Annotated in this window: 44 protein-coding genes and 1 rRNA gene; 2 read left to right on the top strand and 43 right to left on the bottom strand. The window is 42.1% G+C overall.

The window, feature by feature from the left end; genetic code table 11:
* Nucleotides 1-285: ribosomal RNA gene (locus H538_RS0113590) — 16S ribosomal RNA — on the bottom strand; the annotation flags it as partial.
* Between the two features lie 341 nt (nt 286-626).
* On the opposite strand from H538_RS0113590, the gene pdaB reads away from it, so the two are divergent.
* Nucleotides 627-1,388, top strand: a complete 762-nt coding sequence (pdaB, locus tag H538_RS0113585; RefSeq protein WP_026678079.1) for a polysaccharide deacetylase family sporulation protein PdaB — start codon at nt 627-629, stop codon at nt 1,386-1,388.
* Between the two features lie 16 nt (nt 1,389-1,404).
* On the opposite strand, the gene H538_RS0113580 is transcribed toward pdaB, so the two are convergent.
* Nucleotides 1,405-2,007 carry a KinB-signaling pathway activation protein gene (locus H538_RS0113580; RefSeq protein ID WP_026678078.1) on the bottom strand — a complete coding sequence of 201 codons (603 nt, stop codon included), beginning with the start codon at nt 2,005-2,007 and terminating at the stop codon, nt 1,405-1,407.
* Between the two features lie 143 nt (nt 2,008-2,150).
* Between H538_RS0113580 and gerD the strand changes: the two genes are divergently transcribed.
* Nucleotides 2,151-2,753 (top strand): spore germination lipoprotein GerD, encoded by a 603-nt coding sequence (gerD, locus tag H538_RS0113575; protein WP_035350891.1) that lies wholly within the window; start codon nt 2,151-2,153, stop codon nt 2,751-2,753.
* A 39-nt stretch (nt 2,754-2,792) separates the two neighbouring features.
* On the opposite strand, the gene H538_RS0113570 is transcribed toward gerD, so the two are convergent.
* From H538_RS0113570 to tuf, 41 genes are all read right to left on the bottom strand, one after another.
* Entirely contained in the window at nt 2,793-3,827 is a 1,035-nt protein-coding gene (locus H538_RS0113570; RefSeq protein ID WP_026678076.1) for an Mrp/NBP35 family ATP-binding protein, read from the bottom strand.
* A 61-nt stretch (nt 3,828-3,888) separates the two neighbouring features.
* Nucleotides 3,889-4,605 carry an N-acetylmuramoyl-L-alanine amidase CwlD gene (cwlD, locus tag H538_RS0113565; protein ID WP_035350887.1) on the bottom strand — a complete coding sequence of 239 codons (717 nt, stop codon included), beginning with the start codon at nt 4,603-4,605 and terminating at the stop codon, nt 3,889-3,891.
* 105 nt (nt 4,606-4,710) lie between these two features.
* A complete protein-coding gene (locus H538_RS0113560; RefSeq protein WP_026678074.1) occupies nt 4,711-5,151 on the bottom strand; it encodes a DUF2521 family protein in 441 nt (146 codons plus the stop codon).
* A gap of 170 nt (nt 5,152-5,321) precedes the next feature.
* Nucleotides 5,322-5,714 (bottom strand): 30S ribosomal protein S9, encoded by a 393-nt coding sequence (gene rpsI / locus H538_RS0113555; RefSeq protein ID WP_026678073.1) that lies wholly within the window; start codon nt 5,712-5,714, stop codon nt 5,322-5,324.
* Nucleotides 5,715-5,734: 20 nt separating this feature from the next.
* On the bottom strand, nt 5,735-6,172 hold the full coding sequence (gene rplM, locus H538_RS0113550) for a 50S ribosomal protein L13 (RefSeq protein WP_026678072.1): 438 nt from the start codon (nt 6,170-6,172) through the stop codon (nt 5,735-5,737).
* Between the two features lie 178 nt (nt 6,173-6,350).
* Entirely contained in the window at nt 6,351-7,094 is a 744-nt protein-coding gene (truA, locus tag H538_RS0113545) for a tRNA pseudouridine(38-40) synthase TruA (RefSeq protein ID WP_026678071.1), read from the bottom strand.
* Between the two features lie 10 nt (nt 7,095-7,104).
* On the bottom strand, nt 7,105-7,902 hold the full coding sequence (locus tag H538_RS0113540; RefSeq protein ID WP_026678070.1) for an energy-coupling factor transporter transmembrane component T family protein: 798 nt from the start codon (nt 7,900-7,902) through the stop codon (nt 7,105-7,107).
* A complete protein-coding gene (locus tag H538_RS0113535; protein ID WP_026678069.1) occupies nt 7,896-8,768 on the bottom strand; it encodes an energy-coupling factor ABC transporter ATP-binding protein in 873 nt (290 codons plus the stop codon). Before H538_RS0113535 ends, H538_RS0113540 begins: the two co-directional genes overlap by 7 nt.
* On the bottom strand, nt 8,753-9,583 hold the full coding sequence (locus H538_RS0113530; protein WP_026678068.1) for an energy-coupling factor ABC transporter ATP-binding protein: 831 nt from the start codon (nt 9,581-9,583) through the stop codon (nt 8,753-8,755). Before H538_RS0113530 ends, H538_RS0113535 begins: the two co-directional genes overlap by 16 nt.
* 121 nt (nt 9,584-9,704) lie before the next feature.
* A complete protein-coding gene (gene rplQ / locus H538_RS0113525) occupies nt 9,705-10,103 on the bottom strand; it encodes a 50S ribosomal protein L17 (RefSeq protein WP_026678067.1) in 399 nt (132 codons plus the stop codon).
* A 45-nt stretch (nt 10,104-10,148) separates the two neighbouring features.
* The gene (locus tag H538_RS0113520; protein ID WP_026678066.1) at nt 10,149-11,093 is read right to left on the bottom strand and encodes a DNA-directed RNA polymerase subunit alpha; all 945 of its coding nucleotides are present in this window, start codon (nt 11,091-11,093) and stop codon (nt 10,149-10,151) included.
* A 170-nt stretch (nt 11,094-11,263) separates the two neighbouring features.
* Nucleotides 11,264-11,659 (bottom strand): 30S ribosomal protein S11, encoded by a 396-nt coding sequence (rpsK, locus tag H538_RS0113515; protein WP_026678065.1) that lies wholly within the window; start codon nt 11,657-11,659, stop codon nt 11,264-11,266.
* Nucleotides 11,660-11,679: 20 nt separating this feature from the next.
* The gene (gene rpsM, locus H538_RS0113510; RefSeq protein ID WP_026678064.1) at nt 11,680-12,045 is read right to left on the bottom strand and encodes a 30S ribosomal protein S13; all 366 of its coding nucleotides are present in this window, start codon (nt 12,043-12,045) and stop codon (nt 11,680-11,682) included.
* 21 nt (nt 12,046-12,066) lie between these two features.
* Nucleotides 12,067-12,180, bottom strand: coding sequence for a 50S ribosomal protein L36 (gene rpmJ / locus H538_RS0113505; RefSeq protein WP_007203526.1), 114 nt, complete (start codon nt 12,178-12,180; stop codon nt 12,067-12,069).
* Nucleotides 12,181-12,214: 34 nt separating this feature from the next.
* Nucleotides 12,215-12,433, bottom strand: coding sequence for a translation initiation factor IF-1 (gene infA, locus H538_RS0113500; protein ID WP_026678063.1), 219 nt, complete (start codon nt 12,431-12,433; stop codon nt 12,215-12,217).
* On the bottom strand, nt 12,426-12,746 hold the full coding sequence (locus H538_RS0113495; RefSeq protein ID WP_026678062.1) for a KOW domain-containing RNA-binding protein: 321 nt from the start codon (nt 12,744-12,746) through the stop codon (nt 12,426-12,428). Before H538_RS0113495 ends, infA begins: the two co-directional genes overlap by 8 nt.
* Before the next feature lie 18 nt (nt 12,747-12,764).
* Nucleotides 12,765-13,511: a type I methionyl aminopeptidase gene (gene map, locus H538_RS0113490; protein ID WP_026678061.1), complete on the bottom strand. Its 747-nt coding sequence runs from the start codon at nt 13,509-13,511 to the stop codon at nt 12,765-12,767.
* Nucleotides 13,508-14,161, bottom strand: a complete 654-nt coding sequence (locus H538_RS0113485; protein ID WP_026678060.1) for an adenylate kinase — start codon at nt 14,159-14,161, stop codon at nt 13,508-13,510. The genes map and H538_RS0113485 overlap by 4 nt, the downstream gene beginning before the upstream one ends.
* A gap of 63 nt (nt 14,162-14,224) precedes the next feature.
* The gene (gene secY, locus H538_RS0113480; RefSeq protein WP_026678059.1) at nt 14,225-15,523 is read right to left on the bottom strand and encodes a preprotein translocase subunit SecY; all 1,299 of its coding nucleotides are present in this window, start codon (nt 15,521-15,523) and stop codon (nt 14,225-14,227) included.
* Nucleotides 15,523-15,963: a 50S ribosomal protein L15 gene (rplO, locus tag H538_RS0113475; protein WP_026678058.1), complete on the bottom strand. Its 441-nt coding sequence runs from the start codon at nt 15,961-15,963 to the stop codon at nt 15,523-15,525. The genes secY and rplO overlap by 1 nt, the downstream gene beginning before the upstream one ends.
* A gap of 32 nt (nt 15,964-15,995) precedes the next feature.
* On the bottom strand, nt 15,996-16,184 hold the full coding sequence (gene rpmD, locus H538_RS0113470; protein WP_026678057.1) for a 50S ribosomal protein L30: 189 nt from the start codon (nt 16,182-16,184) through the stop codon (nt 15,996-15,998).
* A 14-nt stretch (nt 16,185-16,198) separates the two neighbouring features.
* Nucleotides 16,199-16,699 carry a 30S ribosomal protein S5 gene (gene rpsE, locus H538_RS0113465; protein WP_035350884.1) on the bottom strand — a complete coding sequence of 167 codons (501 nt, stop codon included), beginning with the start codon at nt 16,697-16,699 and terminating at the stop codon, nt 16,199-16,201.
* 14 nt (nt 16,700-16,713) lie between these two features.
* Nucleotides 16,714-17,076 (bottom strand): 50S ribosomal protein L18, encoded by a 363-nt coding sequence (gene rplR, locus H538_RS0113460; protein WP_026678055.1) that lies wholly within the window; start codon nt 17,074-17,076, stop codon nt 16,714-16,716.
* A 28-nt stretch (nt 17,077-17,104) separates the two neighbouring features.
* A complete protein-coding gene (gene rplF / locus H538_RS0113455; RefSeq protein ID WP_026678054.1) occupies nt 17,105-17,644 on the bottom strand; it encodes a 50S ribosomal protein L6 in 540 nt (179 codons plus the stop codon).
* Between the two features lie 25 nt (nt 17,645-17,669).
* Nucleotides 17,670-18,068: a 30S ribosomal protein S8 gene (gene rpsH, locus H538_RS0113450; RefSeq protein ID WP_026678053.1), complete on the bottom strand. Its 399-nt coding sequence runs from the start codon at nt 18,066-18,068 to the stop codon at nt 17,670-17,672.
* 33 nt (nt 18,069-18,101) lie between these two features.
* Nucleotides 18,102-18,287, bottom strand: coding sequence for a 30S ribosomal protein S14 (gene rpsN / locus H538_RS0113445; protein ID WP_008356542.1), 186 nt, complete (start codon nt 18,285-18,287; stop codon nt 18,102-18,104).
* Nucleotides 18,288-18,313: 26 nt separating this feature from the next.
* Nucleotides 18,314-18,853, bottom strand: coding sequence for a 50S ribosomal protein L5 (gene rplE, locus H538_RS0113440; RefSeq protein ID WP_026678052.1), 540 nt, complete (start codon nt 18,851-18,853; stop codon nt 18,314-18,316).
* Between the two features lie 28 nt (nt 18,854-18,881).
* A complete protein-coding gene (rplX, locus tag H538_RS0113435) occupies nt 18,882-19,193 on the bottom strand; it encodes a 50S ribosomal protein L24 (RefSeq protein ID WP_026678051.1) in 312 nt (103 codons plus the stop codon).
* A gap of 57 nt (nt 19,194-19,250) precedes the next feature.
* Nucleotides 19,251-19,619, bottom strand: a complete 369-nt coding sequence (rplN, locus tag H538_RS0113430; RefSeq protein ID WP_026678050.1) for a 50S ribosomal protein L14 — start codon at nt 19,617-19,619, stop codon at nt 19,251-19,253.
* Between the two features lie 44 nt (nt 19,620-19,663).
* Nucleotides 19,664-19,927, bottom strand: coding sequence for a 30S ribosomal protein S17 (gene rpsQ, locus H538_RS0113425; RefSeq protein WP_026678049.1), 264 nt, complete (start codon nt 19,925-19,927; stop codon nt 19,664-19,666).
* A gap of 24 nt (nt 19,928-19,951) precedes the next feature.
* Complete coding sequence (rpmC, locus tag H538_RS0113420; protein WP_026678048.1) at nt 19,952-20,155, bottom strand: 50S ribosomal protein L29; 204 nt, start codon at nt 20,153-20,155, stop codon at nt 19,952-19,954.
* Nucleotides 20,145-20,579, bottom strand: coding sequence for a 50S ribosomal protein L16 (gene rplP, locus H538_RS0113415; protein ID WP_026678047.1), 435 nt, complete (start codon nt 20,577-20,579; stop codon nt 20,145-20,147). Before rplP ends, rpmC begins: the two co-directional genes overlap by 11 nt.
* 2 nt (nt 20,580-20,581) lie before the next feature.
* A complete protein-coding gene (gene rpsC, locus H538_RS0113410) occupies nt 20,582-21,241 on the bottom strand; it encodes a 30S ribosomal protein S3 (protein ID WP_026678046.1) in 660 nt (219 codons plus the stop codon).
* Nucleotides 21,242-21,244: 3 nt separating this feature from the next.
* Nucleotides 21,245-21,586: a 50S ribosomal protein L22 gene (rplV, locus tag H538_RS0113405; protein WP_026678045.1), complete on the bottom strand. Its 342-nt coding sequence runs from the start codon at nt 21,584-21,586 to the stop codon at nt 21,245-21,247.
* A 20-nt stretch (nt 21,587-21,606) separates the two neighbouring features.
* Nucleotides 21,607-21,885 carry a 30S ribosomal protein S19 gene (gene rpsS / locus H538_RS0113400; RefSeq protein ID WP_026678044.1) on the bottom strand — a complete coding sequence of 93 codons (279 nt, stop codon included), beginning with the start codon at nt 21,883-21,885 and terminating at the stop codon, nt 21,607-21,609.
* 58 nt (nt 21,886-21,943) lie between these two features.
* Complete coding sequence (rplB, locus tag H538_RS0113395; protein ID WP_026678043.1) at nt 21,944-22,774, bottom strand: 50S ribosomal protein L2; 831 nt, start codon at nt 22,772-22,774, stop codon at nt 21,944-21,946.
* A 28-nt stretch (nt 22,775-22,802) separates the two neighbouring features.
* A complete protein-coding gene (gene rplW / locus H538_RS0113390; protein WP_026678042.1) occupies nt 22,803-23,090 on the bottom strand; it encodes a 50S ribosomal protein L23 in 288 nt (95 codons plus the stop codon).
* Nucleotides 23,090-23,713 (bottom strand): 50S ribosomal protein L4, encoded by a 624-nt coding sequence (gene rplD / locus H538_RS0113385; protein ID WP_026678041.1) that lies wholly within the window; start codon nt 23,711-23,713, stop codon nt 23,090-23,092. The genes rplW and rplD overlap by 1 nt, the downstream gene beginning before the upstream one ends.
* 17 nt (nt 23,714-23,730) lie before the next feature.
* On the bottom strand, nt 23,731-24,369 hold the full coding sequence (gene rplC / locus H538_RS0113380) for a 50S ribosomal protein L3 (RefSeq protein ID WP_026678040.1): 639 nt from the start codon (nt 24,367-24,369) through the stop codon (nt 23,731-23,733).
* A gap of 63 nt (nt 24,370-24,432) precedes the next feature.
* Nucleotides 24,433-24,741 (bottom strand): 30S ribosomal protein S10, encoded by a 309-nt coding sequence (gene rpsJ, locus H538_RS0113375; protein ID WP_007203552.1) that lies wholly within the window; start codon nt 24,739-24,741, stop codon nt 24,433-24,435.
* A gap of 365 nt (nt 24,742-25,106) precedes the next feature.
* Nucleotides 25,107-26,294 (bottom strand): elongation factor Tu, encoded by a 1,188-nt coding sequence (gene tuf / locus H538_RS0113365; RefSeq protein ID WP_026678038.1) that lies wholly within the window; start codon nt 26,292-26,294, stop codon nt 25,107-25,109.
* Nucleotides 26,295-26,313 lie beyond the last annotated feature (19 nt).

The following is a 26,313-nucleotide window of genomic DNA, read 5'->3' as shown; positions in this document are numbered from 1 at the left end:
CCTAGGTGAGCCGTTACCTCACCTACTAGCTAATGCGCCGCGGGCCCATCTCATAGTGTCAGCTCAAAGCCGACTTTCAAGCGCGGAGCATGCGCTCCGCTCTATTATTCGGTATTAGCACCGATTTCTCGGTGTTATCCCCATCTATGAGGCAGGTTGCCCACGTGTTACTCACCCGTCCGCCGCTAACTTCCAGAGAGCAAGCTCTCCTTCCGTTCGCTCGACTTGCATGTATTAGGCACGCCGCCAGCGTTCGTCCTGAGCCAGGATCAAACTCTCCAATAAAGTTTGTCTTGCTCAATCATTTAAAGTAATTAACGGGATTTTATTATCCCTGACTTACCTGGCTTTTGTTTAGTTTTCAAAGAACATTTAAAGATGTTTTTTGTCCCGTCGCTCGTTTTGGCGACTTTTATATCTTAACACCTTGTTTCCTTAGTGTCAACATCTTTTTTTGACGTTTTTTCGAAAGCTGCTTGTCTTGCAGCGACAAGAAATAATATAGCATGTATTCTATTCTGACGTCAACTATTTTTTTAAAAAAATTTTTTCATTAAAAATCAGGCATACATCAATTGTTCTTACATATGTTTTTTCTAAGAAGGAATGGACAAGGGGGTCTTCTTATGAAGTTTTTTTGCGTCGTTAATGGTAAAAAGATAAAACAATACATGGTGATTGTCTTTTCCGCCTTTTTTGCTGCTTGTTTAGCCTTTATCGGGCAAGAGCAGCTTACCGTCTTTTCTACAAAAGATGGGCCACGCGCTATCTATAAGGGGGAGGACAAGGGAAATAAAATAGCCTTAACCTTTGATATTAGTTGGGGAGAAAAACGCGCCATTCCTATTCTTGATGTTTTAAAAGAGAATGGCATAAAAAATTGCACATTTTTTATTTCTGCCGCCTGGGCTGAACGTCATCCTGAAGTTGTTGAGCGAATTGTAAAAGACGGCCACGAAATTGGAAGCCTTGGATACCAATTTAAAAATTATACCGATTGGGAAAACGGGCAAATTCGCCGGGACATTTTATTATCACAAGAAAAAATTAAGAAAGTTTCCGGAAAAACGACTTCATTATTACGCCCGCCAAACGGAAACTTTGATAAACGGGTTTTAAAAGTGGCTGAAAGCCTCCATCATACGATCGTTCATTGGAGTATTGATACAAAAGATTGGCAAAATCCCGGGGTGCGAACCATTATTAAAAATGCTACAGTAGATATCCATCCTGGCGATATTCTTTTAATGCATGCTTCTGATTCCGTTAAACAGACGGAACGGGCACTTCCTACCATCATCGATACATTGAAAAAAGAGGGATACTCTTTTGTCAGCGTCAGCGAACTCATCGCCAACACTAAGGCTCAAAGCGAAGAAATAAGATAATAAAAAGAACTTCTGCCTACCCTTGTGCAGAAGTTCTTTTCGCATTTTGTTGATTAAGGCGGTGCAAGATTAAAATTTGATACGCATTGCACAAAATTAATGGGACAAAGGCCATCCAATTGGCATAAACATCATTTTGTTTTAAAACCGGCACCCATTCCACTGTCGTTACAACAACAATGAAAAACAATGTAGGAATAAATGCTCCGCGATTCGTCGCCTTTTGTTTAAAGTACGCAACGATTAACCCGATCACAAGCACTACAATTGGAATGATAAAGTAAGAGGCGATCGACTCTCCTTTTTTATAAAAAGCCGTATAACGGAGATAAAACAGGTCAAATAATACAAAAACAGTAATGACCAATTGAACTCCATTCCATAATGCCTGTGATTTAAAAATTCCTAAACCAAAGCGATGAACCGTTAAGTAAGCGAAAAAGCCCATTTGGCTGAATACACTATAAATGGCGCCAAATCCAATTAGCCCCACTATGTATAGAAAAAAAGCTTTAATCCCGCCCGTGGGCAATTTTAAAATAAAACCGGTGATAATATCCGCGCCAATTCCAATCAGCAATGTTGAAAAAAATAAAAAAACAACATCCTTTGATTTCACTCCGACTGCCTCCAAATCAGTTATCCTTTTCGATTGTACCAATCCTTGATTTAAAAAGCCAGTTTTCCTTTATTAACCTGAATAAATCACCCAAACTAACCAAACCTAAAGGTAAGAAAGGATAGAAGGGAGAAAGAAGAGACGTGAAAAAGAAGACTTGGATAGTGGTCCTCTTCTGTTTTCTTCTTTTTGCAATAAATGGCTGTGCGCAAAATGAAGCCCAGGGTGTAACCCATACCGACTATGAAGCGACCAAAAAAATGCTTGTAGACTTATTAAAAACAGAAGACGGGAAAAAGGCCATCAAAGAAGTGCTGTCTGATGAAAAAATGAAACAACAGTTATTGCTTGATCAAAATATCGTTAAAACGACTATTGAACAGCAGCTTCTTTCTGAAAAAGGTCAAAAGTTCTGGGAAAATGCTTTCAAAGATCCAAAATTTGCCCAGACGTATGCGAAAAGTTTAAAAAAAGAACATGAACAATTGTTGAAAAGTCTTATGAATGATCCAGCCTATCAACAACAAATGATGAAAATACTGCAAAATCCTAACATGGCCAAAAAAGCGCTTGACCTTGTCCATACTACACAGATGCAAAATGAAATGAAAAAAGTAATGCTTGAGACTTTTAAAAGCCCTCTCATTAAAGCCCAAATTTCCGATATGGTGACAAAGGCCGCCCATGAAGAAATTGCCCAAACTGGTGAAAAAGAAAAAGGCGAAAAAAAACAGGGCGGTAAATAAGCTGCAACCCCTCTTATAAAGAAGAGGGGTTGCTTTGTTTTATTTTTTTAACTGGTCGATAATCTTTTCCGCGATTTCAGTGTAAATGGCGCCAATACGGTGTTCAGGCCCGTAAATGCTCGGCGCAAAATCATTCTCGTCAATTTCCGGTTGCCCAAGCGGCAGCTGTCCTAATAGAGGGGTGTTCAATTCTTCAGCCAGGCGCTTGCCCCCGCCTTTGCCAAATACATATTCTTTTTCTTTTGTTAGTTGACTTTCGAAATAGGACATGTTTTCAATAACGCCAAGAATCTCATGGTCAGTCTTTAACGCCATCGATCCCGCCCTGGCAGCTACAAATGCTGCTGTTGCATGTGGCGTCGTGACAATGATTTCTTTGCATTTCGGGAGCATTTTATGCACATCAAGGGCAACGTCGCCTGTACCTGGCGGCAGGTCGAGCAGCATATAATCTAACTCTCCCCATTCTACTTCACTAAAGAAATTCATTAGCATTTTGCCGAGCATCGGCCCTCTCCATATAACAGGCGTATTTTCTTCCACAAAAAATGCCATTGAAATGACTTTGACACCAAATCGCTCAACTGGATATATCGTTTCACCGACAACACGTGGCCGTTCTGTAATGCCCATCATATCTGGTACGCTAAATCCATAAATATCCGCATCAATTAATCCGACTTTTTTTCCAAGCCGGGCAAGAGTAGTGGCCAAATTCACGGAAACTGTCGATTTCCCAACGCCGCCTTTCCCGCTGGCAATCGCAATAAATTCCGTTTTGCTATTTGGCGATAGTAATGGAGGAACGCTTACATTTGCTTGTCCCTGATTGGATTTCATTTCCTCAAAGCGCAGCCCGACGGATTCTACACCTGCATTTTTTAAAGTGGCAACAATTTCTTGTTGAAGTCTCATTTGTTCCGGGGTGCCTTCTTTGGCGACCATAATCTTAAGGCTTACATAGCCTTCTTTTACTTTAATTTCGCGAATTGCGCCTGTTTCTGTAAGGCTTTTATGTAAAAACGGGTCTTGAATGCCTGCTAATAATTCAATAACTTTTTCTTCAGTTAACAATGAAGCCACTCCTTCTTTATGAATTCATATATATTTAGTATAGCACAAAAAAACCTTGTCCCTAATGTTTCGGAACAGGTTCATTTGTATAGTATCGAAGGATGCCCTGGTATATACATGCGGCAACTTGCATTTGATAATGCTCCGTTTTCAAAAGCTCCCGTTCGGTTGGATTGGATAAAAAGCCAACTTCAACCAATGTTCCAGGTATTTTTGCTGTTCGAAGCAAGTAGATACCATCAATTGATTTTGCAAGCCGATCCGTATTTTCGAGGTTGCGTTTTATTTCATCCTGTATAAATTTTGACACTTCTTCCCCTTCTTTGCCTGTTGGATGGTAAAAGACTTGAGCTCCCCTCCATCGCGGGGAAGGAATAGCATTCAAATGAATACTTACAAATAAATCCCCATTGGACCCATTTATAATTTCTTTCCTCTTTCGGAGATCTTCCGTTTTTCTGGCACTAATTCGCTTCGTATCATCATCCGCCAGATCTCTATCTGTTTCGCGCGTCATAATGACAAGCGCTCCTGCTTCCTGCAAGTAATCGCGAAGCTTTAAGGCAATATTAAGCGAAATATCCTTTTCAATAACACCACCATCACCGACGGCGCCTCCATCCATTCCCCCATGGCCCGGGTCAATAATAATGATTTTTCCCGTTAATGGTAAATTCCATGATTTCCAGGAATGATTTTCGGAAAATTCGTAAGTTAAAATAAAGATAAGTGCCGCAACACCTAAAGCAAAGGCCGTAAGCTTTGCCCATTTCTTCATCCTCGTTCCTCCCATATTCCCATATAGTACGCGTTTGCCTATATGGTTATATATATGGGACAAGACAAAATTTATGAAGAAACAGGCAGTGTGTCTTATCAAATTTTAGTGAAGGCGCATTTTGTAACGTTTTTCTCCGTTTTGATATCCTTCCATCCACCAGCGGTCGACATAGCTCACGCAGCAGCGATGAAGAGACTCCATCATTAAATCGGTCCCCCAGCACCAGAACTGCCAATAGTCATATAATCCTTCCACAATTTCTTTCTGTGCGCTTTCGCTTCTTTTTTTTATGGAATGAAGCGGTTCACCATAATAAGCAAATCGGCTATATGCCGCTCCTAATAAATAAGCGTCAATGGCGATATCGATGCATGCATCTTCAATATCTTGCTGATACAAAAGGGAATACTGGAAAAAGGGCTGGAAAAGCTCCTGAAATTCCTTTTTTATTTTTGCAAGCGAAAGGTCTCGAAGCACCCTTCGTTCATATTCAACTTTTTTACATCGCTGTTTTTCTTTAAATGTCGTAATTACGATTGCCATGTTTTTTCCTCTTCCTCTTATATAATTTCTCTTTCTTATTTAAATGGTTTGCTAAAGAAGAGGCGGTCATCCTATATAAAAGATGGCAATTAAAAAAGCGAAAGCGGCTTAATTGCATTATAAAAAACCCCGGTTCGAAATAGAACCGGGGTTTTGCGTATAGAATAAAATTAACGTTTTGAGAATTGTGGAGCACGACGAGCGCCTTTAAGACCGTATTTCTTACGTTCTTTCATGCGAGCGTCACGAGTTAGGAATCCTGCAGCCTTTAGGGAACCGCGGAATTCTGGGTCTGCTTGCAATAGCGCACGGGAAATTCCATGACGGATTGCACCCGCTTGTCCTGTAAATCCACCGCCGTTTACGTTAACAAGAACATCGTATTTACCTTCTGTTTCCGTTTCGTTAAGCGGTTGTTTTACGATAAGTTTTAATGTATCTAATCCGAAATATTCGTCAATGTCACGTCCGTTAATCACGATACGTCCATCACCAGGAACTAAACGTACGCGAGCAACGGAGTGCTTACGACGTCCAGTACCATAATATTGTACTTGTGCCACGTGAATACCCTCCTTTTAAATTATCCGCGTAATTCGTAGTTTTCTGGTTGTTGTGCTTGATGTGGATGCTCAGCACCAGCATATACGTGAAGCTTTTTAAACATTTGACGTCCAAGGCTGTTCTTTGGAAGCATGCCTTTAACTGCTAATTCAAGCATTTGTACTGGACGAGTTGTACGCATTTCAAGCGCTGTTCTTGTACGAAGTCCACCCGGGTGGCCAGTGTGGCGGTAATAAATTTTGTCAGTTAATTTCTTACCTGTTAAATGAATTTTTTCAGCGTTAATGATGATCACATGGTCACCAGTATCAACGTGCGGTGTGAACGTTGGTTTATGTTTACCGCGAAGGATGGATGCAACTTCACTTGCAAGACGACCTAACGTCTTTCCTTCTGCGTCGATCACATACCATTTACGTTCTACATCTTGAGGCTTAGCCATAAATGTCGTACGCATGAAATTTCCCTCCTATATTTTCAGTCGCTATATCGCTCATTAATTTTATAATTCATCAGATTTCTGAATAATATCTTCCGGGGCAGGGCAGATACTTTTAGAAATACCAACTAATATAATAAAACAGTATAACAACGATGTCAAGCGTGTCATGAATAAAATTGCTAAATGGAGTTTTTTACTTTTCGTATGTTACTTTGTACAAATAAAGGCCGTGGGCGGGCGCCGTTTTTCCCGCTAAACTCCGGTTTTGCGCAAGCAGCATGGCTTTTACATCATCTGCCGTTGCTTTCCCCTGGCCAACATCGAGCAACGTTCCGACAATTATTCGAACCATATTGTATAGAAAACCATTGCCGACAATGCGGAAAATCCATTCGTCTTTTTCTTCAAGCAGCTCTAATTCATAAATGGTCCGCACCCGGTCTTCTACTGTTGATTTTGCCGATGAAAAAGAAGTGAAGTCATGTGTTCCAAGAAAGGCCTTCATTGCTTCCTTTATCTTTTCCGCGCAAAGGAAATGCGGGTAATGATAGGCATAATGCCGGCGGAATACATCCTTCTCCTTTGATCGTAAAAGACGATAACGGTATTCTTTCTTTATGGCGTCAAAACGGGCATGAAAACCTGGAGAAGCTTCGTTGACCTCTTTTACATAAATATCCTCAGGCAATTGGGCGTTCAATGCATTTTTCCAATTCTCCGGATCTAAAAGCAGGGGACTATCAAAATGAAATACTTGTCCAACAGCATGAACGCCTGCATCTGTTCTGCCTGAAGCAGCGATCCGAATGTCCTTTCCTTTATGAATCCTTTTTAAAATGGACTCAATTTCTCCTTGTACCGTTCGTCCGGCAGGCTGGACTTGATATCCGCTAAACCCGGAACCGTCATAAGAAATAGTCGCTTTAAAGCGTTTCATTCACAATCCCTCACGATCGTAACAGGAATAAAGAAATGGTCAATATAAGGAGAACAGCGATTAATATCGAATCTCCCATTCCCCACTTTAAAATACGGAGCTTTGTCCGTCCCTCTCCGCCTCTATAGCCACGGGCTTCCATCGCCAATGCCAACTCTTCCGCCCGTTTAAAGGAAGAGATGAACAATGGAACGAGGAGAGGAATAAAGGCTTTAATCCGCTCTTTAATCGGGCCGCTCGTAAACTCAACCCCGCGGGCCATTTGCGCCTTCATAATTTTTTCCGTTTCTTTTAATAATGTCGGAATAAAACGAAGAGCGATGGACATCATTAAAGCAAATTCATGGACAGGGAGCTTAATCCGCTTTAACGGGCCAAGCAATTGCTCAAGACCGTCCGTTATATCAATTGGTGTTGTCGTCAACGTCAATAAAGATGTGACAAGAACGAGAAAGATTAAACGAAAAGAAATAAAAGACCCTTGAACTACACCCTGTTCATAAATTTTAAGCCAGCCAAATTGAAAGAGTAACGCCCCGCCTTTCGTCATGAAAATATGGAGGGCGAATGTAAATAAAACGATGATCAAAATTGGCCTCAAGCCTTTATATAAAAAGCGAAGCGGCACTTGTGAAACGACAATCGCAACTGCCGTAAACAATCCTAGCAATCCATATGTCACCCAATTATTTGCTAAAAAAACAATGAACACAAATAAAAACACACTGATTAGCTTTGAACGGGGGTCAAGCCGATGGAGAATCGATCGTCCGGGAACGTATTGGCCAATAATCACATTCTCTAGCATGAGGAGCCTCCCTTCTTCAACTGCTTACATAAAGCTGTTGCCACTTCATCAAGTGTAAAGGAAGAAAGGTCGATTGCCTCACCTGTTCGATTTTGCCATTTTAAAAGAAACTGAACGGTTTCAGGTACATCAAGGCCCACTGCCTGAAGCTTATCTCTTTCGGAAAAAATTTGCTTCGGACTGCCTTCCATATAAACCTTTCCTTTTTCCATCACGACGATTTTGTCGGCGTAAGTTGCCGCGTCTTCCATACTATGTGTAACAAGAACGGTCGTTAAGTTTTTCTTCTGATGGAGCTGGTAAAATAACTCCATAATTTCAACCCGTCCTTTAGGATCAAGCCCGGCTGTCGGTTCATCTAAAATTAACACTTCGGGGTCCATGGCAAGAACACCTGCTATCGCTACACGGCGCATTTGGCCGCCGCTTAGTTCAAATGGTGAACGGCTAAGTATACCAAGCGGCAAACCGACCAGTTCAAGCATTTCTTTTGCTTTCTCTTTCGCTTCCGCTTCCGAAGCGCCAAAGTTTAAAGGGCCGAACATAATATCTTTTTCAACCGTCTCATCAAAGAGTTGATGTTCTGGATATTGAAAAACAATACCGACGCGCTTTCTTAAGCTTTTAAGCTGTTTGTTATTCTTACCGGCTGATATTATCTGGTCCCCAATAGCAATCGTGCCGCTCGTCGGTTTTAACAGACCGTTTAAATGTTGAATCAATGTTGATTTCCCTGATCCTGTATGCCCAATGACAGCCAGAAATGTACCGGAAGCAATTTGAAGATTGATATCCTCAAGGGCAACTCTCTCAAACGGTGTGCCGATCATATAACGATGTGTAAGTTGTTTTATGACAATGTCCATAATGCTTCCACCAGTTCTTCTTGTGTTAAGTACGCTTTCGGTAATGGAATACCTTTTTTCTGCAAAGACAAGCTCAGTTTTACGGAAAAAGGCAAGTCCAGCCCTGCTCCGATCAACATCTCACCATCCTGAAAAACCTCTTCCGGACCTCCTTGCATGATGGCTTTACCTTGTTTCATGACGATAACCCGGTCTGCCCGTATCGCTTCTTCTAAATCATGGGTAATTGAAATGACGGTAATTCCTTGTTGTTCATTTAGCGCTTTCACGGTTTCAATGACTTCCTTGCGTCCCATTGGGTCAAGCATCGATGTGGCTTCATCAAGGATGATAATGGATGGCTTTTGCGCGAGTATACCCGCGATTGCGACCCGCTGTTTTTGTCCGCCTGATAAATGATGCGGCTCGGCATCTAAAAACTTCTCCATTTTCACTTTCCGAACCGCCTCATCAATCCGCGTTATCATTTCTTCACGCACAACGCCGAAATTTTCAAGACCAAAGGCGACATCGTCTCTGACGCTCGTCCCAACAAACTGGTTGTCCGGATTTTGAAAGACAATACCGACCCGTTTGCGTATTTCCCATAACTCGTCCGCTCTGGCCGTATCATATCCTTCAACGATAACCCTGCCTGCCGTTGGGATGAGCAGGCCATTGAGCAATTTTGCAAGTGTTGATTTTCCTGAACCGTTATGGCCTACAATCGCCAGCCACTCACCAGCGTAAACGGTCAGATTCACATCTTTCAAAATAGCCGGCTCATCTTCACGATACGCGAACGAAACGTCGTTAATGCTAATTAACTCCTTCACTGCTTGATCCCCCTCAGCTAGAACTCTATCTCATCTCTAAACAATCGCTTTACCTCTAATTATTTTACATAAATGAAAGAAATAAAAAAAGGGCAGACACCCGTCCCACCCTTTACGATTATTAAACTAACTCAATGATAACCATTGGAGCTCCGTCACCACGGCGAGGCCCAATTTTTGCGATACGCGTATAACCACCATTACGCTCTGCATAGCGAGGTGCAATATCGTTAAATAGCTTTTGCAAAGCCATTTCTTTCACTTCTTTTTTCTTTCCGGTTTCCTCGTTCTTTACGATTTCTACTTTCGCAGCTTCGTTACGAACAAAAGCAGCCGCTTGACGACGTGCATGAAGATCACCACGTTTTCCAAGCGTAATCATCTTCTCAACAAACTTACGTACTTCTTTCGCGCGAGCTTCAGTCGTTTCAATACGCTCGTTGATGATTAAGTCAGTCGCTAAGTCACGAAGCATTGCCATACGAACCGCAGACACACGACCTAATTTTTGGTATGCCATTATCCTTTTCCCTCCTTCTCACGCTTTTTAAAGCTACTTATGTCTCTATTCTTCAGAACGTAATGAAAGTCCAAGCTCAGCCAGCTTCTCTTGAACTTCTTCAAGAGACTTTTTACCAAGGTTGCGCACTTTTATCATATCTTCTTCCGATTTATTCGCAAGTTCTTGAACGGTATTAATGCCTGCTCTTTTTAAGCAGTTATAAGAGCGCACAGAAAGGTCAAGCTCTTCAATGGTCATTTCAAGAACTTTTTCTTTTTGGTCTTCTTCTTTTTCAACCATGATTTCTGCTTTTTGCGCTTGATCCGTTAACCCAACAAAAATATTTAAATGTTCGGTAATGATCTTCGCTCCAAGAGAAACTGCCTCTTCCGGACGGATGCTGCCATCTGTCCATACATCAAGTGTTAACTTGTCATAGTTTGTCACTTGTCCTACGCGGGTATTTTCAACCTGGTAGTTTACACGAGAGATAGGTGTATAAATCGAATCGATTGGAATTACGCCAATCGGCAAATCTTCACGTTTGTTACCTTCCGCTTGGACGTACCCGCGGCCGCGCTTAGCCGTCATTTTCATATTGAAATGAGCACCTTCTGCTAAAGTCGCAATGTGAAGATCCGGATTTAAAATTTCAACATCACTATCATGTGTAATATCCCCAGCCGTTACGACTCCTTCACCCTGTACATCTATTTCAAGAGTCTTTTCCTCATCAGAATAAATTTTCATTGCCAGTTTCTTTAAGTTTAAGATGATCGTTGTCACATCTTCAACGACACCTTCCACTGTTGAAAACTCATGCAATACGCCATTTATCTGAATCGTAGTAATAGCTGCACCAGGAAGTGAGGATAGTAGGATACGACGCAAGGAGTTGCCTAATGTAGTCCCATATCCACGCTCAAGTGGTTCAACAACAAACTTTCCATATGTGGCATCGTCGCTGATTTCAACCGTTTCAATTCTTGGCTTTTCGATTTCGATCATTCAACAAAACCCTCCTTCAAACGTCGAACCTCGGTTGGACATAAAGTCCAACCGAAATTCCTCAGTAGGCATTCCCGACCAACAACTTAATTAATGTTTGTCACCAAAACTTTTTTTATACATGTCCATTATAGACAACATTTAAAAAATATATACCAACGCTTTTAAAATTATACGCGGCGGCGTTTTGGCGGACGGCATCCATTATGAGGAACAGGAGTAACGTCACGAATGGCTGTTACTTCTAAGCCTACCGCTTGAAGGGCACGAATAGCAGCTTCACGTCCGGCACCAGGACCTTTAACGGAAACTTCTACAGTTTTCATTCCGTGTTCCATTGCTGTTTTACCAGCTGTTTCAGCAGCCATTTGAGCAGCAAATGGAGTGGATTTACGAGAACCTTTGAATCCTAAGTGGCCAGCAGTCGCCCAGGAAACAGCATTCCCATGAGTGTCAGTAATCGTAACGATCGTGTTGTTGAACGTAGAACGGATATGTGCTACGCCACTTTCAATATTCTTTTTGACACGACGTTTACGTGTATTGGTTTTACGTTGTTTTGCCATTTAGTATTTACCTCCTTTGCTTACTTTTTCTTGTTCGCTACTGTACGACGAGGTCCTTTACGAGTACGTGAATTGTTCTTCGTATTTTGACCACGAACTGGAAGACCGCGACGATGGCGGATTCCACGGTAACTGCCGATTTCAATCAATCGTTTAATGTTGAGGGATACTTCACGACGAAGATCACCTTCTACTTTATGGCTGTCAATTACTTCACGAATTTTGTTCAGTTCATCTTCCGTTAAATCACGAACGCGAGTATCTTCGGAAACACCAGCTTGAGCAAGAATTTGTTGTGCTTTCGCTTTACCGATTCCGTAAATGTAAGTTAATGAAATAACCACTCGTTTATCGCGCGGAATGTCGACTCCTGCAACACGTGCCATTATTTAAGCACCTCCTTAGGTTTAACCTTGTTTTTGCTTGTGTTTTGGATTTTCGCAGATAACCATTACAGTTCCTCTACGACGTATAACTTTACATTTTTCACAAATAGGTTTGACTGATGGTCTTACCTTCATTTCTACTACCTCCTTATGTCACGGAGTACGATTTTTATTTAAAACGATACGTTATACGACCACGTGATAAGTCATATGGAGACAATTCTACGGTTACTTTATCTCCTGGTAAAATGCGAATGTAGTGCATTCGGATTTTTCCAGAAACGTGAGCTAGAATCTTATGGCCATTTTCAAGCTCTACGCGAAACATGGCGTTAGGCAGTGGTTCAATAACCGTACCCTCTACCTCAATTACGTCTTCTTTAGCCATCGACTTGTTCTCCCTTCTTCAGAGCAATGACTTTCTCGTCGGAAAACTTCGCTACTGCATAACGTAGTTTGCCATTTGTTACACGGCCCGTTTCAAGAATACTTCTTGCAACCTCCGGAGAAATAAAATCAAGTAATTCTAAGTGGTTCAGGTTTTTGCGTTTGGCCCGATCGAATTTTCTTTTGTCACCGTCAGCAATAAGGACGTAACGATCATCAAGGATGTTAACAATTACGCTCAAACTTTCGGCATCTCTTCCTTTTTTAATTCGAACGATCTGACCAACTTTCGGTACCGAATCAGCCTCACTCACTGTTTCCTCACCCTTCACTTAGATCGTTGTTAAGATTTCGTAGCCTTCCTCACAAATTGCAATTGTATGTTCAAAGTGAGCACACCACTTGCCATCCGTTGTGACAACCGTCCAGTTATCGGATAATGTTCGAACGTAACGAGATCCACTATTGATCATTGGCTCAATGGCCAGTACCATTCCCTTCTTAAGGATGGGCCCCTTGCCGGGCGGTCCGTAGTGGGGAATTTGCGGATCTTCATGTAAGTCTTGACCAACACCATGCCCTACATACTCTCTGACCACAGAAAACCCATGGCTTTCAGCATAAGTTTGAATGGCATGGGAAATGTCAGTCAATCTTGCACCTGGTTTCGCTTTTTCTAAGCCTTTGTAAAGCGACTCTTCTGTTACATCAAGAAGTTTTTGAGCTTCTTCGCTAATTTCACCGACTCCGTACGTCCACGCCGAATCTCCATGATAGCCGTTGTATTTTGCCCCAATATCAATTGAGATAATATCGCCATGATTCAATACTCGGCTACCGGGAATCCCGTGTACAAGCTCTTCATTTACGGAAGTACAAATGCTTCCTTTAAACCCATTATAGTTTTTAAATGAAGGAATTGCACCGTGTTTACGGATAAAGTTTTCAGCGATTCGGTCAAGTTCCTTTGTTGTAACTCCAGGTTTAATATACTTTTTTAGTTCTTGATGAGTGAGGGCAACAATTCTACCCGCTTCCCGCATGATGTCAATTTCGCGCGGCGTTTTGCAGATAATCATTTTGCCAACGCTCCAATGTAGTCATTAATATCTGAGAAAACCTTATTAATTTCTTGATCACCATCAATGGTTTTTAAATAACCTTTTTCCATATAGTAATCAAGTAATGGTTTTGCTTGCTTCATGTTCACTTCTAACCGAGTACGAACGGTTTCTTCGTTATCATCTTTGCGCTGGATAAGGTCTCCACCGTCCTTATCACATATACCTTCAACCTTAGGCGGGTTAAAGATCACATGGTAGGTAGCTCCACAAACTTGACAAACCCTGCGGCCTGTTAATCTTTGCATAAGATGCTCGGTATCTACTGAAATGTTTAGCACATAATCAATCTGGCGACCCAGCTCGTGCAGAATTTCTTCAAGCGCTTCTGCTTGTGCGACTGTACGAGGGAAACCGTCAAGTAAGAATCCTTTTGCGCAATCATCTTTTGCAAGTCGTTCACGAACAATCCCAATCGTTACATCATCAGGTACCAGGTTGCCTGAATCCATATACGATTTGGCTTTTAGCCCAAGAGGGGTTCCCTCTTTAATGGCTGCTCGGAACATATCTCCTGTAGATATATGCGGGATTCCATACTGATCGACTATTTTTTCCGCCTGTGTTCCTTTACCGGCTCCAGGCAGACCCATTAATACAAGATTCATCTAATCCCTCCATACCTCACTACACTAGACTTGAGAGGGGAAGAAGGTTCTTCCCAAATCTCATTACTTGATGAAGCCTTTGTAATGCCGTTTAATCAACTGGCTTTCAATTTGCTTCATTGTGTCTAACGCTACACCGGTAACAATCAAAAGGCTTGTTCCGCCAATTCGTATCGATTGCGGTAAATTAAGCCCCGGAATGTCAATAAATAGCACCGGCAGGACAGCGACTGCCGCAAGGAAGATAGAACCTACAAACGTTAATCGGTATAAAATTCTCGTAATATATTTCTGGGTATTTGCACCCGGACGAATACCAGGAATGTACCCGCCTTGTTTTTTCAAGTTGTCAGCCATTTGTTCAGGATTCACTTGAATAAACGTATAGAAATAGGAGAACCCGATAATTAAAAGCGCATATATAATCATTCCGACTGGTTTGGTGTAGTCAAACGTATTAATAATCCATTGTGTTACATCATTTTGTTTAAAAAACCCGGCAATCGTTCTTGGCGTAACGATTAAGGAAATCGCAAAGATAACCGGTATAACTCCCGCCGCGTTCACTTTAATTGGCAAGTGTGTGGATTGGCCTCCAACTGGCTTGTGTCCGACGACTCGTTTTGCATACTGAATCGGAATTTTACGTGTACCTTGTTGTACATAGATAACACCGGTAATAATCAAAATTACAGCGATCAGCAATATGAGCAATTTTACAATAGCCATAAACATTTGCGTGTTTTCGCCGCTAAATTGCGTTTGAACCAATTGGGTAACCCCAGTAGGAATAGCTGCGGCAATCCCCGCGAAAATTATAATGGAAATTCCGTTTCCGATTCCCTTTTGAGTAATCTGCTCGCCTAACCACATAAGGAAGGAAGTACCCGCTGTTAAAACTAACGCGATAAATAAATACGTTGTAACGCTCGGGTCTTCAATTAAGCCAGGAAAAATATTATTAAATCCTATCGACATCCCAATGGCCTGGATAAAACCGAGAACAATCGTTCCGTACCGGGTGACCTGGGCAAGCTTTTTCCGTCCAACTTCCCCTTGTTTGCTCCACTCCGTAAATTTCGGAACAACATCCATTTGCAAAAGTTGAACAATAATGGATGCAGTGATGTACGGCATAATCCCCATCGCAAAAATAGAAAAGTTCTTTAATGCTCCACCACCGAATGTGTTCAAGAAACCAAAAATACTTGAATCTCCAGCATTAAATTGCAACGCATCTCGGTTAACACCTGGTACCGGTATAAATGTTCCAATACGGAACACGACCAGCATGGCGAGTGTGAATAAAATTTTATTTCTAAGATCACCCACACGCATCATATTGGAGATTGCCTTGAACATTAGATCACCTCAGTTTTTCCGCCAGCAGCGATGATTGCATCTTTTGCAGAGGCAGAGAACTTGTGCGCCTTAACTGTCAGCTTAACTCCTAACTTGCCATTACCTAAAATTTTGATTCCGTCTTTCTCTTTGCTTACTAAACCTGTTTCAATTAGAAGTTCTGGAGTTACCTCTGTTCCTTCTTCGAAACGAGCAAGCTTCTCTAAATTAACAATCGCATACTCTTTGCGAGTTGGGTTTGTAAATCCACGTTTAGGCAGACGGCGTGCTAATGGGTTTTGTCCACCTTCAAATCCCGGGCGAACTCCACCGCCTGAACGAGCATTTTGACCTTTGTGCCCACGTCCGGCAGTTTTACCATTTCCAGAACCGATACCACGACCTACACGTTTACGGTTTTTACGGGAACCTTCTGCTGGTTTCAACTCATGAAGTTTCATTTGAGCACCTCCTCATGTTTAAATTCTATAGCTTATGCTTCAATTTCTTTAACTGTAACAAGGTGAGATACCTTGTTAATCATTCCGCGAATCGCCTCATTGTCCTCGTGTACGACGGTTTGGTGTAATTTACGTAAACCAAGCGTCTTAACAGTTACGCGTTGTTTTTCAGGACGACCGATAACACTACGAGTGAGGGTGATTTCTAATTTCTTAGCCATCTAAGATTCCCTCCTTAACCTAGTAGTTCTTCTACTGATTTGCCGCGAAGTTTCGCAACATCCTCAGCACGCTTAAGATTCTTTAAACCTTCAACAGTAGCGCGAACCATGTTGATCGGGTTGTTTGATCCAAGGGACTTGGAAAGGATGTCACCTACTCCTGCAAGCTCTAATACCGCACGAACAGGTCCACCTGCGATAACTCCAGTACCCTCACTAGCAGGCTTTAAGAATACTTTTCCTGCGCCAAATTGTCCTGTAATTTGGTGAGGGATCGTTGTCCGAACGATTGGTACTGTAATTAAGTTTTTCTTAGCATCTTCAATGGCCTTGCGGATCGCATCCGGTACTTCTTGCGCTTTACCAGTTCCGAAGCCAACATGACCATTTTTGTCACCAACGACAACTACTGCAGCAAAGCGGAAACGACGTCCACCTTTAACAACCTTTGCTACACGGTTGACCGTTACGACACGTTCTTCAAGTTCAAGTTTATTAGGGTCGATACGCATCAGTTTCCCTCCTTCTATTAAAATTCTAATCCAGCTTCGCGAGCTGCATCTGCTAATGCTTTTACTCGTCCATGATATAGATAACCGCCGCGGTCGAAAATTACAGCTTTAATTCCTTTTTCAGCCGCACGCTTGGCGATTGCTTCTCCAATTTGTTTCGCAGCTTCTACATTTCCGCCGTTTGGAACATCCAACGTTTTATCTAATGTAGAGGCAGACGCGATTGTCACTCCGTTTTGATCATCAATAATTTGCGCATAAATATGCTTTGATGAACGGAATACATTTAAACGAGGGCGCTCAGCTGTTCCAACAACAGAGCGGCGAACGCGAGCATGTCTTTTCTTACGAGCGACATTTTTATCCGCTTTCGTGATCATCCTATGCACTCCTTTCTAGCTTACGGCCTTATTTACCAGTTTTACCTTCTTTACGGCGTACAAACTCACCTTCGTAGCGAATTCCTTTGCCTTTGTATGGCTCAGGAGCACGAACTGAACGGATGTTAGCGGCAATTTCACCAACACGTTGTTTGTCGATTCCTTTAACTACGATTTTTGTGTTCGAAGGTACATCGATTTCAATTCCTTTTTCAGGAACAATTTCAACCGGGTGAGAGTAACCAACGTTCAATACAAGCTTATTGCCGGACTTGGAAGCACGATATCCAACCCCGATCAATTCTAGCGCTTTTTCATAACCATTTGTTACACCGATTACCATGTTGTTAAGTACACTACGAGTTGTTCCGTGTAATGCACGGTGGTTCTTGTTATCGCTTGGACGCTCAACAAGAATGTTGTTATCTTCCACTTTGATTACAATATCGTTGTGGAATTGACGAGTTAATTCACCCTTAGGTCCTTTTACAGTAACAACGTTGTTTTCTTTCACGTCTACTGATACACCATTTGGGATTTCAACAGGTTTGTTACCTACACGAGACATATTGACACCTCCATTCTTAACGATATTACCAAACGTATGCTAAAACTTCGCCGCCCACTTGTTGTTGACGCGCTTCTTTATCCGTCAAAATGCCTTTAGATGTGGATACGATTGCGATTCCGAGCCCTCCAAGCACGCGTGGAAGCTCATTTGATTTTGCATAAACACGTAATCCAGGCTTACTAATACGTTTTAAACCAGTAATTACACGCTCATTGTTGGCACCGTACTTAAGGAAGATGCGAATCATTCCTTGTTTGTTATCCTCAATGTATTCTACATCGCGTACAAAGCCTTCACGCTTTAAGATTTCTGCGATCTCTTTTTTAATCTTTGATCCAGGTAGTTCTAATTTATCGTGACGAACTGTGTTCGCGTTGCGAATACGAGTAAGCATGTCTGCAATTGGATCTGTCATGACCATTATGATTTACCTCCTTCCCATTGTTTCAGGGTTTTACCAGCTGGCTTTTTTCACGCCAGGAATTTGACCTTTATAAGCAAGTTCTCTAAAGCAGATACGACACAATTTGAATTTGCGTATAACTGAATGAGGACGTCCGCAACGTTCGCAGCGAGTGTACTCTTGCACTTTGAACTTTTGCTTGCGTTGTTGCTTAGCAATCATTGATTTCTTTGCCACGAGCTCTCCTCCTTTGGCTTTAAAGTTTATTTTTGAAACGGCATTCCGACTTGAGTTAGTAGTTCACGAGCTTCTTCGTCAGTTTTAGCTGTAGTAACAATAACGATATCCATACCGCGAACTTTGTTTACTTTATCATAGTCGATCTCTGGGAAAATCAATTGCTCTTTAATACCAAGCGTGTAGTTGCCGCGACCATCAAAAGCCTTTTTAGAAACTCCGCGGAAGTCACGAACACGTGGAAGCGCGACAGTAATTAGCTTGTCAAGGAACTCATACATGCGTTCACCACGAAGGGTTACTTTTGTTCCGATCGGCATTCCTTCACGAAGCTTAAAGCCTGCGATTGATTTTTTTGCGCGAGTGATTACCGGCTTTTGGCCAGCAATTTGCGTTAGTTCTTCGACAGCTGTATCTAGCACTTTAGAGTTGCTTACAGCATCACCAACACCCATGTTAACTACGATTTTTTCGATTTTTGGTACTTCCATTACAGAAGAATAGTTAAACTTCTCAACGAGAGAAGGAACAATCTCATTTTTATAACGATCTTGAAGACGGCTCATCTATAATGCCCTCCTTTCTACTTGCCAATTATTTATCTAAAACTTCACCGGATTTTTTCGCAACACGTACCTTTTTACCGTCAACTTCTTTATATCCTACTCGGGTAGGAGTACCAGTCTTCGGATCAAGAGGCATTACGTTAGAAACATGAATCGGTGCTTCTTGGCTGACGATTCCACCCTGTGGATTAGCCTGAGAAGGTTTCGCGTGTTTTTTAACAATGTTTACACCTTCGACAAGGACACGGTTTTGTTTCGGAAAGCTTTCAAGGATAACGCCTTGTTTGCCTTTATCCTTACCGGAAATCACTTGTACTTTATCGCCTTTTTTGACATGCATTGCCATGTATTGCACCTCCTTACAAGACAATCAATTAGTCTTGCGTTCTTTTAAAAATTAAAGTACTTCTGGAGCAAGGGAAACAATTTTCATAAATTGTTTTTCACGAAGCTCACGTGCTACAGGCCCGAAGATACGAGTTCCACGAGGACTCTTATCATCTCTTACGATGACTGCAGCATTTTCGTCGAAACGAATGTAAGATCCATCGTTACGGCGAACACCGCGTTTAGAACGAACAACTACTGCCTTAACAACGTCACCTTTCTTAACAACGCCGCCTGGTGTAGCGGATTTGACAGAACATACGATAACGTCACCGATATTTGCGTACTTGCGGCCAGAACCCCCAAGAACTTTAATGCAAAGTAACTCTCTCGCACCGGAGTTGTCTGCTACTTTCAAACGAGTTTCTTGTTGAATCATGCAAATTGACCTCCTTTCGGATATGGGTATGATCCGAACATTTGTTAGATAATAACTGCTTCTTCAACGACTTCAACTAGACGGAAACGTTTATCTTTTGATAACGGACGAGTTTCCATAATTTTAACGATGTCGCCGATTTTTGCTGTGTTGTTTTCATCATGTGCTTTGAACTTTTTTGAATACTTAACGCGCTTATTGTAAAGCGGGTGTTCTTTGTAAGTTTCTACAAGCACTGTGATCGTTTTATCCATCTTGTCAGAAACAACACGGCCAACGTAGACCTTGCGTTGGTTGCGTTCACTCATTTTAGCGAACCTCCTTATCCAGAATTAACCGTTAGTAATCCCTAGCTCTCTTTCACGTAAAACCGTTTTTGCACGGGCAATTGCTTTACGAACTTCACGAATGCGGGCCGGGTTTTCCAATTGACCTGTAGCTAGTTGAAAACGAAGGTTGAAAAGCTCTTCTTTTAAGGATTTTGCTTTTTGTTCGATTTCAGCAGTGGTCATGTTACGAATTTCATTAGCCTTCATTTGTGTCACCACCCACTTCTTCGCGTTTTACAAACTTACATTTTACTGGAAGCTTGTGTGATGCCAGACGTAATGCTTCGCGAGCGATTTCTTCAGAAACTCCCGCAACTTCGAACATTACTTTTCCTGGTTTAACAACTGCTACCCATCCTTCAGGAGCACCTTTACCGGAACCCATTCGAACTTCAAGAGGCTTAGCTGTATAAGGCTTGGATGGGAAGATTTTAATCCATACTTTACCGCCACGTTTCATGTAACGAGTCATCGCAATACGAGCAGCTTCGATTTGGCGGTTTGTGATCCATGAAGCTTCAAGTGCTTGCAAGCCGTATTCTCCAAATGCTACTTCTGTACCGCCTTTTGCACGTCCACGCATTTTTCCGCGGTGTTCACGACGGTATTTCACACGTTTTGGCATTAACATAATTATTTGCCTCCTTCCTCTTTTTTCGTTCCTTTTGTTGGAAGGACTTCTCCACGATAGATCCAGATTTTTACACCAAGTTTTCCGTACGTGGTATCTGCTTCTGCAGTTCCATAATCGATGTCTGCACGAAGAGTGTGAAGAGGAACAGTTCCTTCACTATAAGATTCAGAACGAGCAATATCAGCGCCGCCTAGACGACCAGATACTTCTGTTTTAATTCCTTTTGCACCAGCACGCATTGAACGTTGGATCGCTTGTTTCATTGCCCGACGGAATGATACGCGGTTTTCCAATTGGCGAGCAATATTTTCAGCAACTAATTTCGCATCAACGTCTGCTTGCTTAATTTCAAAAATATTAACGTGAACGCGTTTGCCTGTAAGGTCGTTAAGTGCTTTACGAAGCGCTTCAACTTCAGTACCACCCTTACCGATTACCATACCAGGTTTCGCTGTTTTAATTGTAATGTTCACGCGGTTTGCCGCACGTTCGATTTCCACACCGGAGATCGCCGCGTCTTTTAAACGTTTTTCAATATACGCACGAATTTTTAAGTCTTCGTGTAATAGATCAGCATAGTCTTTATCAGCGTACCACTTTGACTCCCAGTCACGGATAACGCCAATACGTAGTCCTACCGGATTAACTTTTTGACCCACGATTTATCCCTCCTTCTTTTCAGAAACAACGATAGTGATGTGGCTGGTACGCTTGTTAATACGGCTTGCACGTCCCATAGCGCGTGGACGGAATCGTTTTAACGTAATACCTTCATCAACAAAAGCTGATGAAATCACAAGGTTGTTTGGTTCCATTTCATAGTTGTGTTCCGCATTTGCAATAGCAGACTTAAGCACCTTTTCAATAATAGGAGAAGCTGCTTTTGGTGTTAGACGTAAAATCGCAAGTGCTTCGCCTACTTGCTTGCCTCGAATGAGATCGATCACGATTCTTGCTTTACGAGGAGCAATGCGCACTTGTTTAGCTACAGCTTTAGCTTGCATTTTGTATACCTCCCCTCAAATTAGCGTCTTGTTTTCTTATCATCGGCAGCATGACCTTTGTAAGTACGAGTTGGCGCGAACTCACCCAACTTATGTCCGACCATGTCTTCAGTTACATAAACCGGTACGTGCTTACGGCCATCATAGACAGCTAAAGTGTGTCCGATGAATTCAGGGAAAATTGTTGAACGACGAGACCAAGTTTTGATAACTTTTTTGTCGTTTGCTTCGTTAAGCGCAACAATCTTCTTCATTAAGTGGTCATCTACAAAAGGTCCTTTTTTCAAACTACGACCCATACGTGAACCTCCCTTCGCGTATGTACTACGGTTCTACCCGAACCGTAGAACAAACACGTTATTTTTTACGACGACGTACGATGTACTTGTCAGATGGATTATTTTTCTTACGCGTTTTGTATCCAAGTGTAGGTTTGCCCCATGGAGACATTGGTGATTTACGACCGATTGGCGCGCGTCCTTCACCACCACCGTGTGGGTGATCGTTAGGGTTCATTACAGATCCACGAACAGTTGGGCGAATGCCTAACCAACGAGAACGACCTGCTTTACCAATGTTCACTAGTTCATGTTCAAGGTTACCTACTTGACCGATCGTTGCACGACAAGTCAAAAGAATCATGCGAACCTCACCTGATCCAAGACGAACAAGAGCATACTTGTCTTCTTTACCTAGAAGTTGAGCTTCTGCACCTGCTGAACGAGCGAGTTGTCCGCCTTTTCCTGGTTTAAGTTCGATGTTGTGAATGGTAGAACCTACAGGAATATTAGCTAACGGAAGAGCGTTCCCTACTTTAATGTCTGCTTCTGGGCCAGACATGATTTCTTGACCGACTTTAATCCCTTTCGGAGCAAGAATGTAACGTTTTTCCCCGTCAGCATAGTGAATTAAAGCGATATTAGCCGTACGGTTTGGATCGTATTCGATTGTAGCAACGCGGCCTGGTATTCCATCTTTGTTGCGTTTAAAATCGATGATACGGTATTTGCGTTTATGTCCACCACCCTGGTGACGAACAGTTAGTTTACCCTGGTTGTTGCGTCCTGCTTTTTTACTAAGCGGAGCAAGCAATGATTTTTCCGGTTTGTCTGTCGTGATTTCAGCAAAGTCTAATTGTGACATTCCACGACGACCGTTAGTAATCGGTTTAAACTTTTTAATAGCCATCTTGATTTCCCTCCTTTACCTTTGGCTTTTAAACTCCTTCAAAGAAGTCCAATTCTTTGCTTTCCGGAGTTAAAGTTACAATTGCTCTTTTACGTTTTGAAGTATATCCAGCATGACGACCTACACGCTTAAATTTCCCTTTGCGGTTTTGCGTGTTGACGGATGCAACTTTCACACCAAAGATTTCTTCGAGTGCGTTTTTGATTTGTGTTTTGTTTGCACGCGTATCTACTTCAAAAGTGTATTTTTTCTCACCCATGATTTCAGTAGAACGCTCGGTGATTACAGGGCGCTTAATAACGTCTCTTGCGTCCATTATGCAAGCACCTCCTCTACTTTTTCCACAGCATCTTTCGTCATAACCAGTTTGTCGTGGTTTAACACATCAAGCACATTTACACCACTTGCTGTAACAACTTTTACTCCTGGAATGTTGCGAGCAGATAATGCTACATACTCATTGAAGTCACCTGTTACAATTAGTGCTTTTCTGTCTGCGGATAGATTTGTTAACACTTGCTTCATTTCTTTTGTTTTCGGAGCGTCAAAAGAAAGAGCATCTAAAACAACTAATGCATTGTCGATTACCTTAGAAGAAAGAGCAGATTTAATCGCTAAACGGCGAACTTTCTTTGGCAATTTGTAAGCATAGCTTCTTGGGGTAGGACCAAATACTGTTCCACCGCCAACCCATTGTGGAGAACGGATTGACCCTTGACGAGCACGTCCTGTTCCTTTTTGTCTCCATGGCTTACGTCCGCCACCAGATACTTCAGAGCGGTTTTTTACGTCATGTGTCCCTTGGCGTTGAGACGCTTGCTGCATAATAACAGCATCAAATAGTACGGCTTCATTTGGTTCAATACCAAATACAGATTCGTTTAATTCGATATCGCCTGCTTGAGAACCGTCTTGTTTGTATAGAACTACTTTAGGCATCGATGCATCCTCCCTTCTTATTTAGCTTCTTTTGCTTTTACAGCTGTATGAATTGTAACGTAGCTCTTTTTCGCACCAGGCACGTTACCTTTAATTAATAGTAAGTTGCGTTCTGCATCTACCTTAACTACTTCAAGGTTTTGCACAGTAACAACATCTCCGCCAGTACGTCCAGGAAGTTTCTTCCCTTTGAATACACGGTTAGGGTCAACTGCACCCATAGAACCAGGACGACGGTGGTAACGAGAACCGTGGCTCATTGGCCCGCGGGATTGTCCGTGGCGTTTAATAACACCCTGGAATCCTTTCCCTTTTGATGTTCCAGTTACATCAATGATGTCACCTTCTGCAAAAATATCAACTTTGACTTCCTGACCAACTTCATAATCCGCTACAGATACATTGCGGAATTCTTTCACGAAGCGCTTAGGGCTTGTATTTGCTTTTGCAGCGTGACCTTTTTCAGGTTTGTTTGAACGAACTTCCTTTTTATCGTCAAATCCAAGTTGGATCGCTTCATAACCGTCGTTTTCAATAGTTTTCTTTTGAAGAACAACGTTTGGAGTAACTTCAACGACAGTAACAGGAATTAAATCACCGTTTTCTGCAAAAACTTGAGTCATCCCAATTTTTTTACCTAAGATTCCTTTGGCCATTTGTCACACCTCCTAATAAGATTTAAACCATATTTAAACGTTTTTATCTATTCAATCGTACAATTATAGCTTGATTTCAATGTCTACACCTGACGGAAGATCTAAACGCATTAATGAATCAACCGTTTGTGGCGTAGGTTCGATGATGTCAATCAAACGCTTGTGAGTACGCATTTCGAACTGTTCACGGGAATCCTTATATTTGTGCACCGCACGTAGGATCGTGTAAACAGCTTTTTCTGTTGGAAGCGGAATTGGTCCAGATACTTTCGCACCAGAACGTTTTGCCGTTTCAACAATTTTTTCAGCAGATTGATCAAGAATTCTGTGATCATATGCTTTTAATCGAATACGAATCTTTTGCTTTGCCATTATTTTCCCTCCTTTATTCGTCCATTTTGTAAAATAGACTTACTCCCACGGAAATTTACCTGACGGCACTCGCCATGGCAATGGGGCCGGGTGTGTCAGCAACCTTCCGGATCATCGCAATTGAATGACCAACATTACTCATTATAGTAAAAATGAGCGCTCAGTGCAAGCTTTTCTAGCACTATTTTTGTCTGTCAAACACTTTTTCTATTATAAAAGGTTTAAAGGCGAAAAGCAACTTCCTATTTTTTCTTGGCAAAAAAGCGAAAGCGCCCCGCTTACTCCCGACAAACGGCTCAAGGATCACAGTCTTATTTCGCAAAAAGAAAAAACGAGGCGAAATCACGCCTCGTTTTTTGTTGAGATTATTCAGTGATTGCTGTAACAACACCAGAACCTACAGTACGTCCACCTTCACGAATAGAGAAACGAGTTCCTTCTTCGATCGCGATTGGCGCAATAAGTTCTACAGACATTTCGATGTTGTCACCAGGCATTACCATTTCAGTTCCTTCTGGAAGTTGGATGATACCTGTTACGTCAGTTGTACGGAAGTAGAACTGAGGACGGTAGTTAGAGAAGAATGGAGTGTGACGTCCACCTTCTTCTTTAGAAAGAACGTAAACTTCAGCTTTGAATTTTGTGTGAGCTTTTACAGTTCCTGGCTTAATTAAAACTTGTCCACGCTCAACTTCATCACGGGAAATACCACGAAGAAGTGCACCGATGTTGTCACCAGCTTCAGCATAGTCAAGAAGCTTACGGAACATTTCAACACCTGTTACAGTTGTTTTCTTAGGCTCTTCAGTTAAACCAAGGATTTCTACTTCATCCCCAACTTTAACTTGTCCACGCTCAACACGTCCTGTAGCAACTGTACCACGACCAGTGATTGAGAATACGTCCTCAACTGGCATCATGAATGGTTTGTCAGTGTCACGTGGAGGTGTTGGGATGTACTCGTCAACAGCGTTCATAAGCTCGATGATTTTTTCTTCCCACTCTGCTTCTCCTTCAAGAGCTTTAAGAGCAGAACCTTTAATTACAGGAATGTCATCTCCTGGGAAGTCATATTCAGAAAGAAGGTCACGTACTTCCATTTCTACAAGCTCAAGAAGCTCTTCATCGTCAACCATGTCACATTTGTTTAAGAATACAACGATGTAAGGAACACCTACGTTACGGGAAAGTAGGATGTGCTCACGAGTTTGTGGCATTGGGCCGTCAGCAGCAGATACTACTAGGATAGCTCCGTCCATTTGTGCAGCACCAGTGATCATGTTCTTTACATAGTCAGCGTGTCCTGGGCAGTCAACGTGAGCATAGTGACGAGTGTCAGTTTCATACTCAACGTGTGCAGTTGAGATTGTGATCCCACGTTCGCGCTCTTCTGGAGCACCGTCGATTTGGTCGTAAGCACGAGCTTGTGCTTTACCTTGTTTCGCTAATACAGTTGTAATAGCAGCTGTAAGAGTTGTTTTTCCGTGGTCAACGTGACCGATTGTACCAACGTTACAGTGTGTTTTGGAACGATCAAATTTCTCTTTAGCCATGAGAAAGATTCCTCCTTAA

Source organism: Fictibacillus gelatini DSM 15865 (assembly GCF_000430745.1).
GTDB lineage: Bacteria > Bacillota > Bacilli > Bacillales > Fictibacillaceae > Fictibacillus_A > Fictibacillus_A gelatini.
Note: the sequence above shows the minus strand (reverse complement) of the source record. Positions and strands in the feature narration are given on the sequence as shown.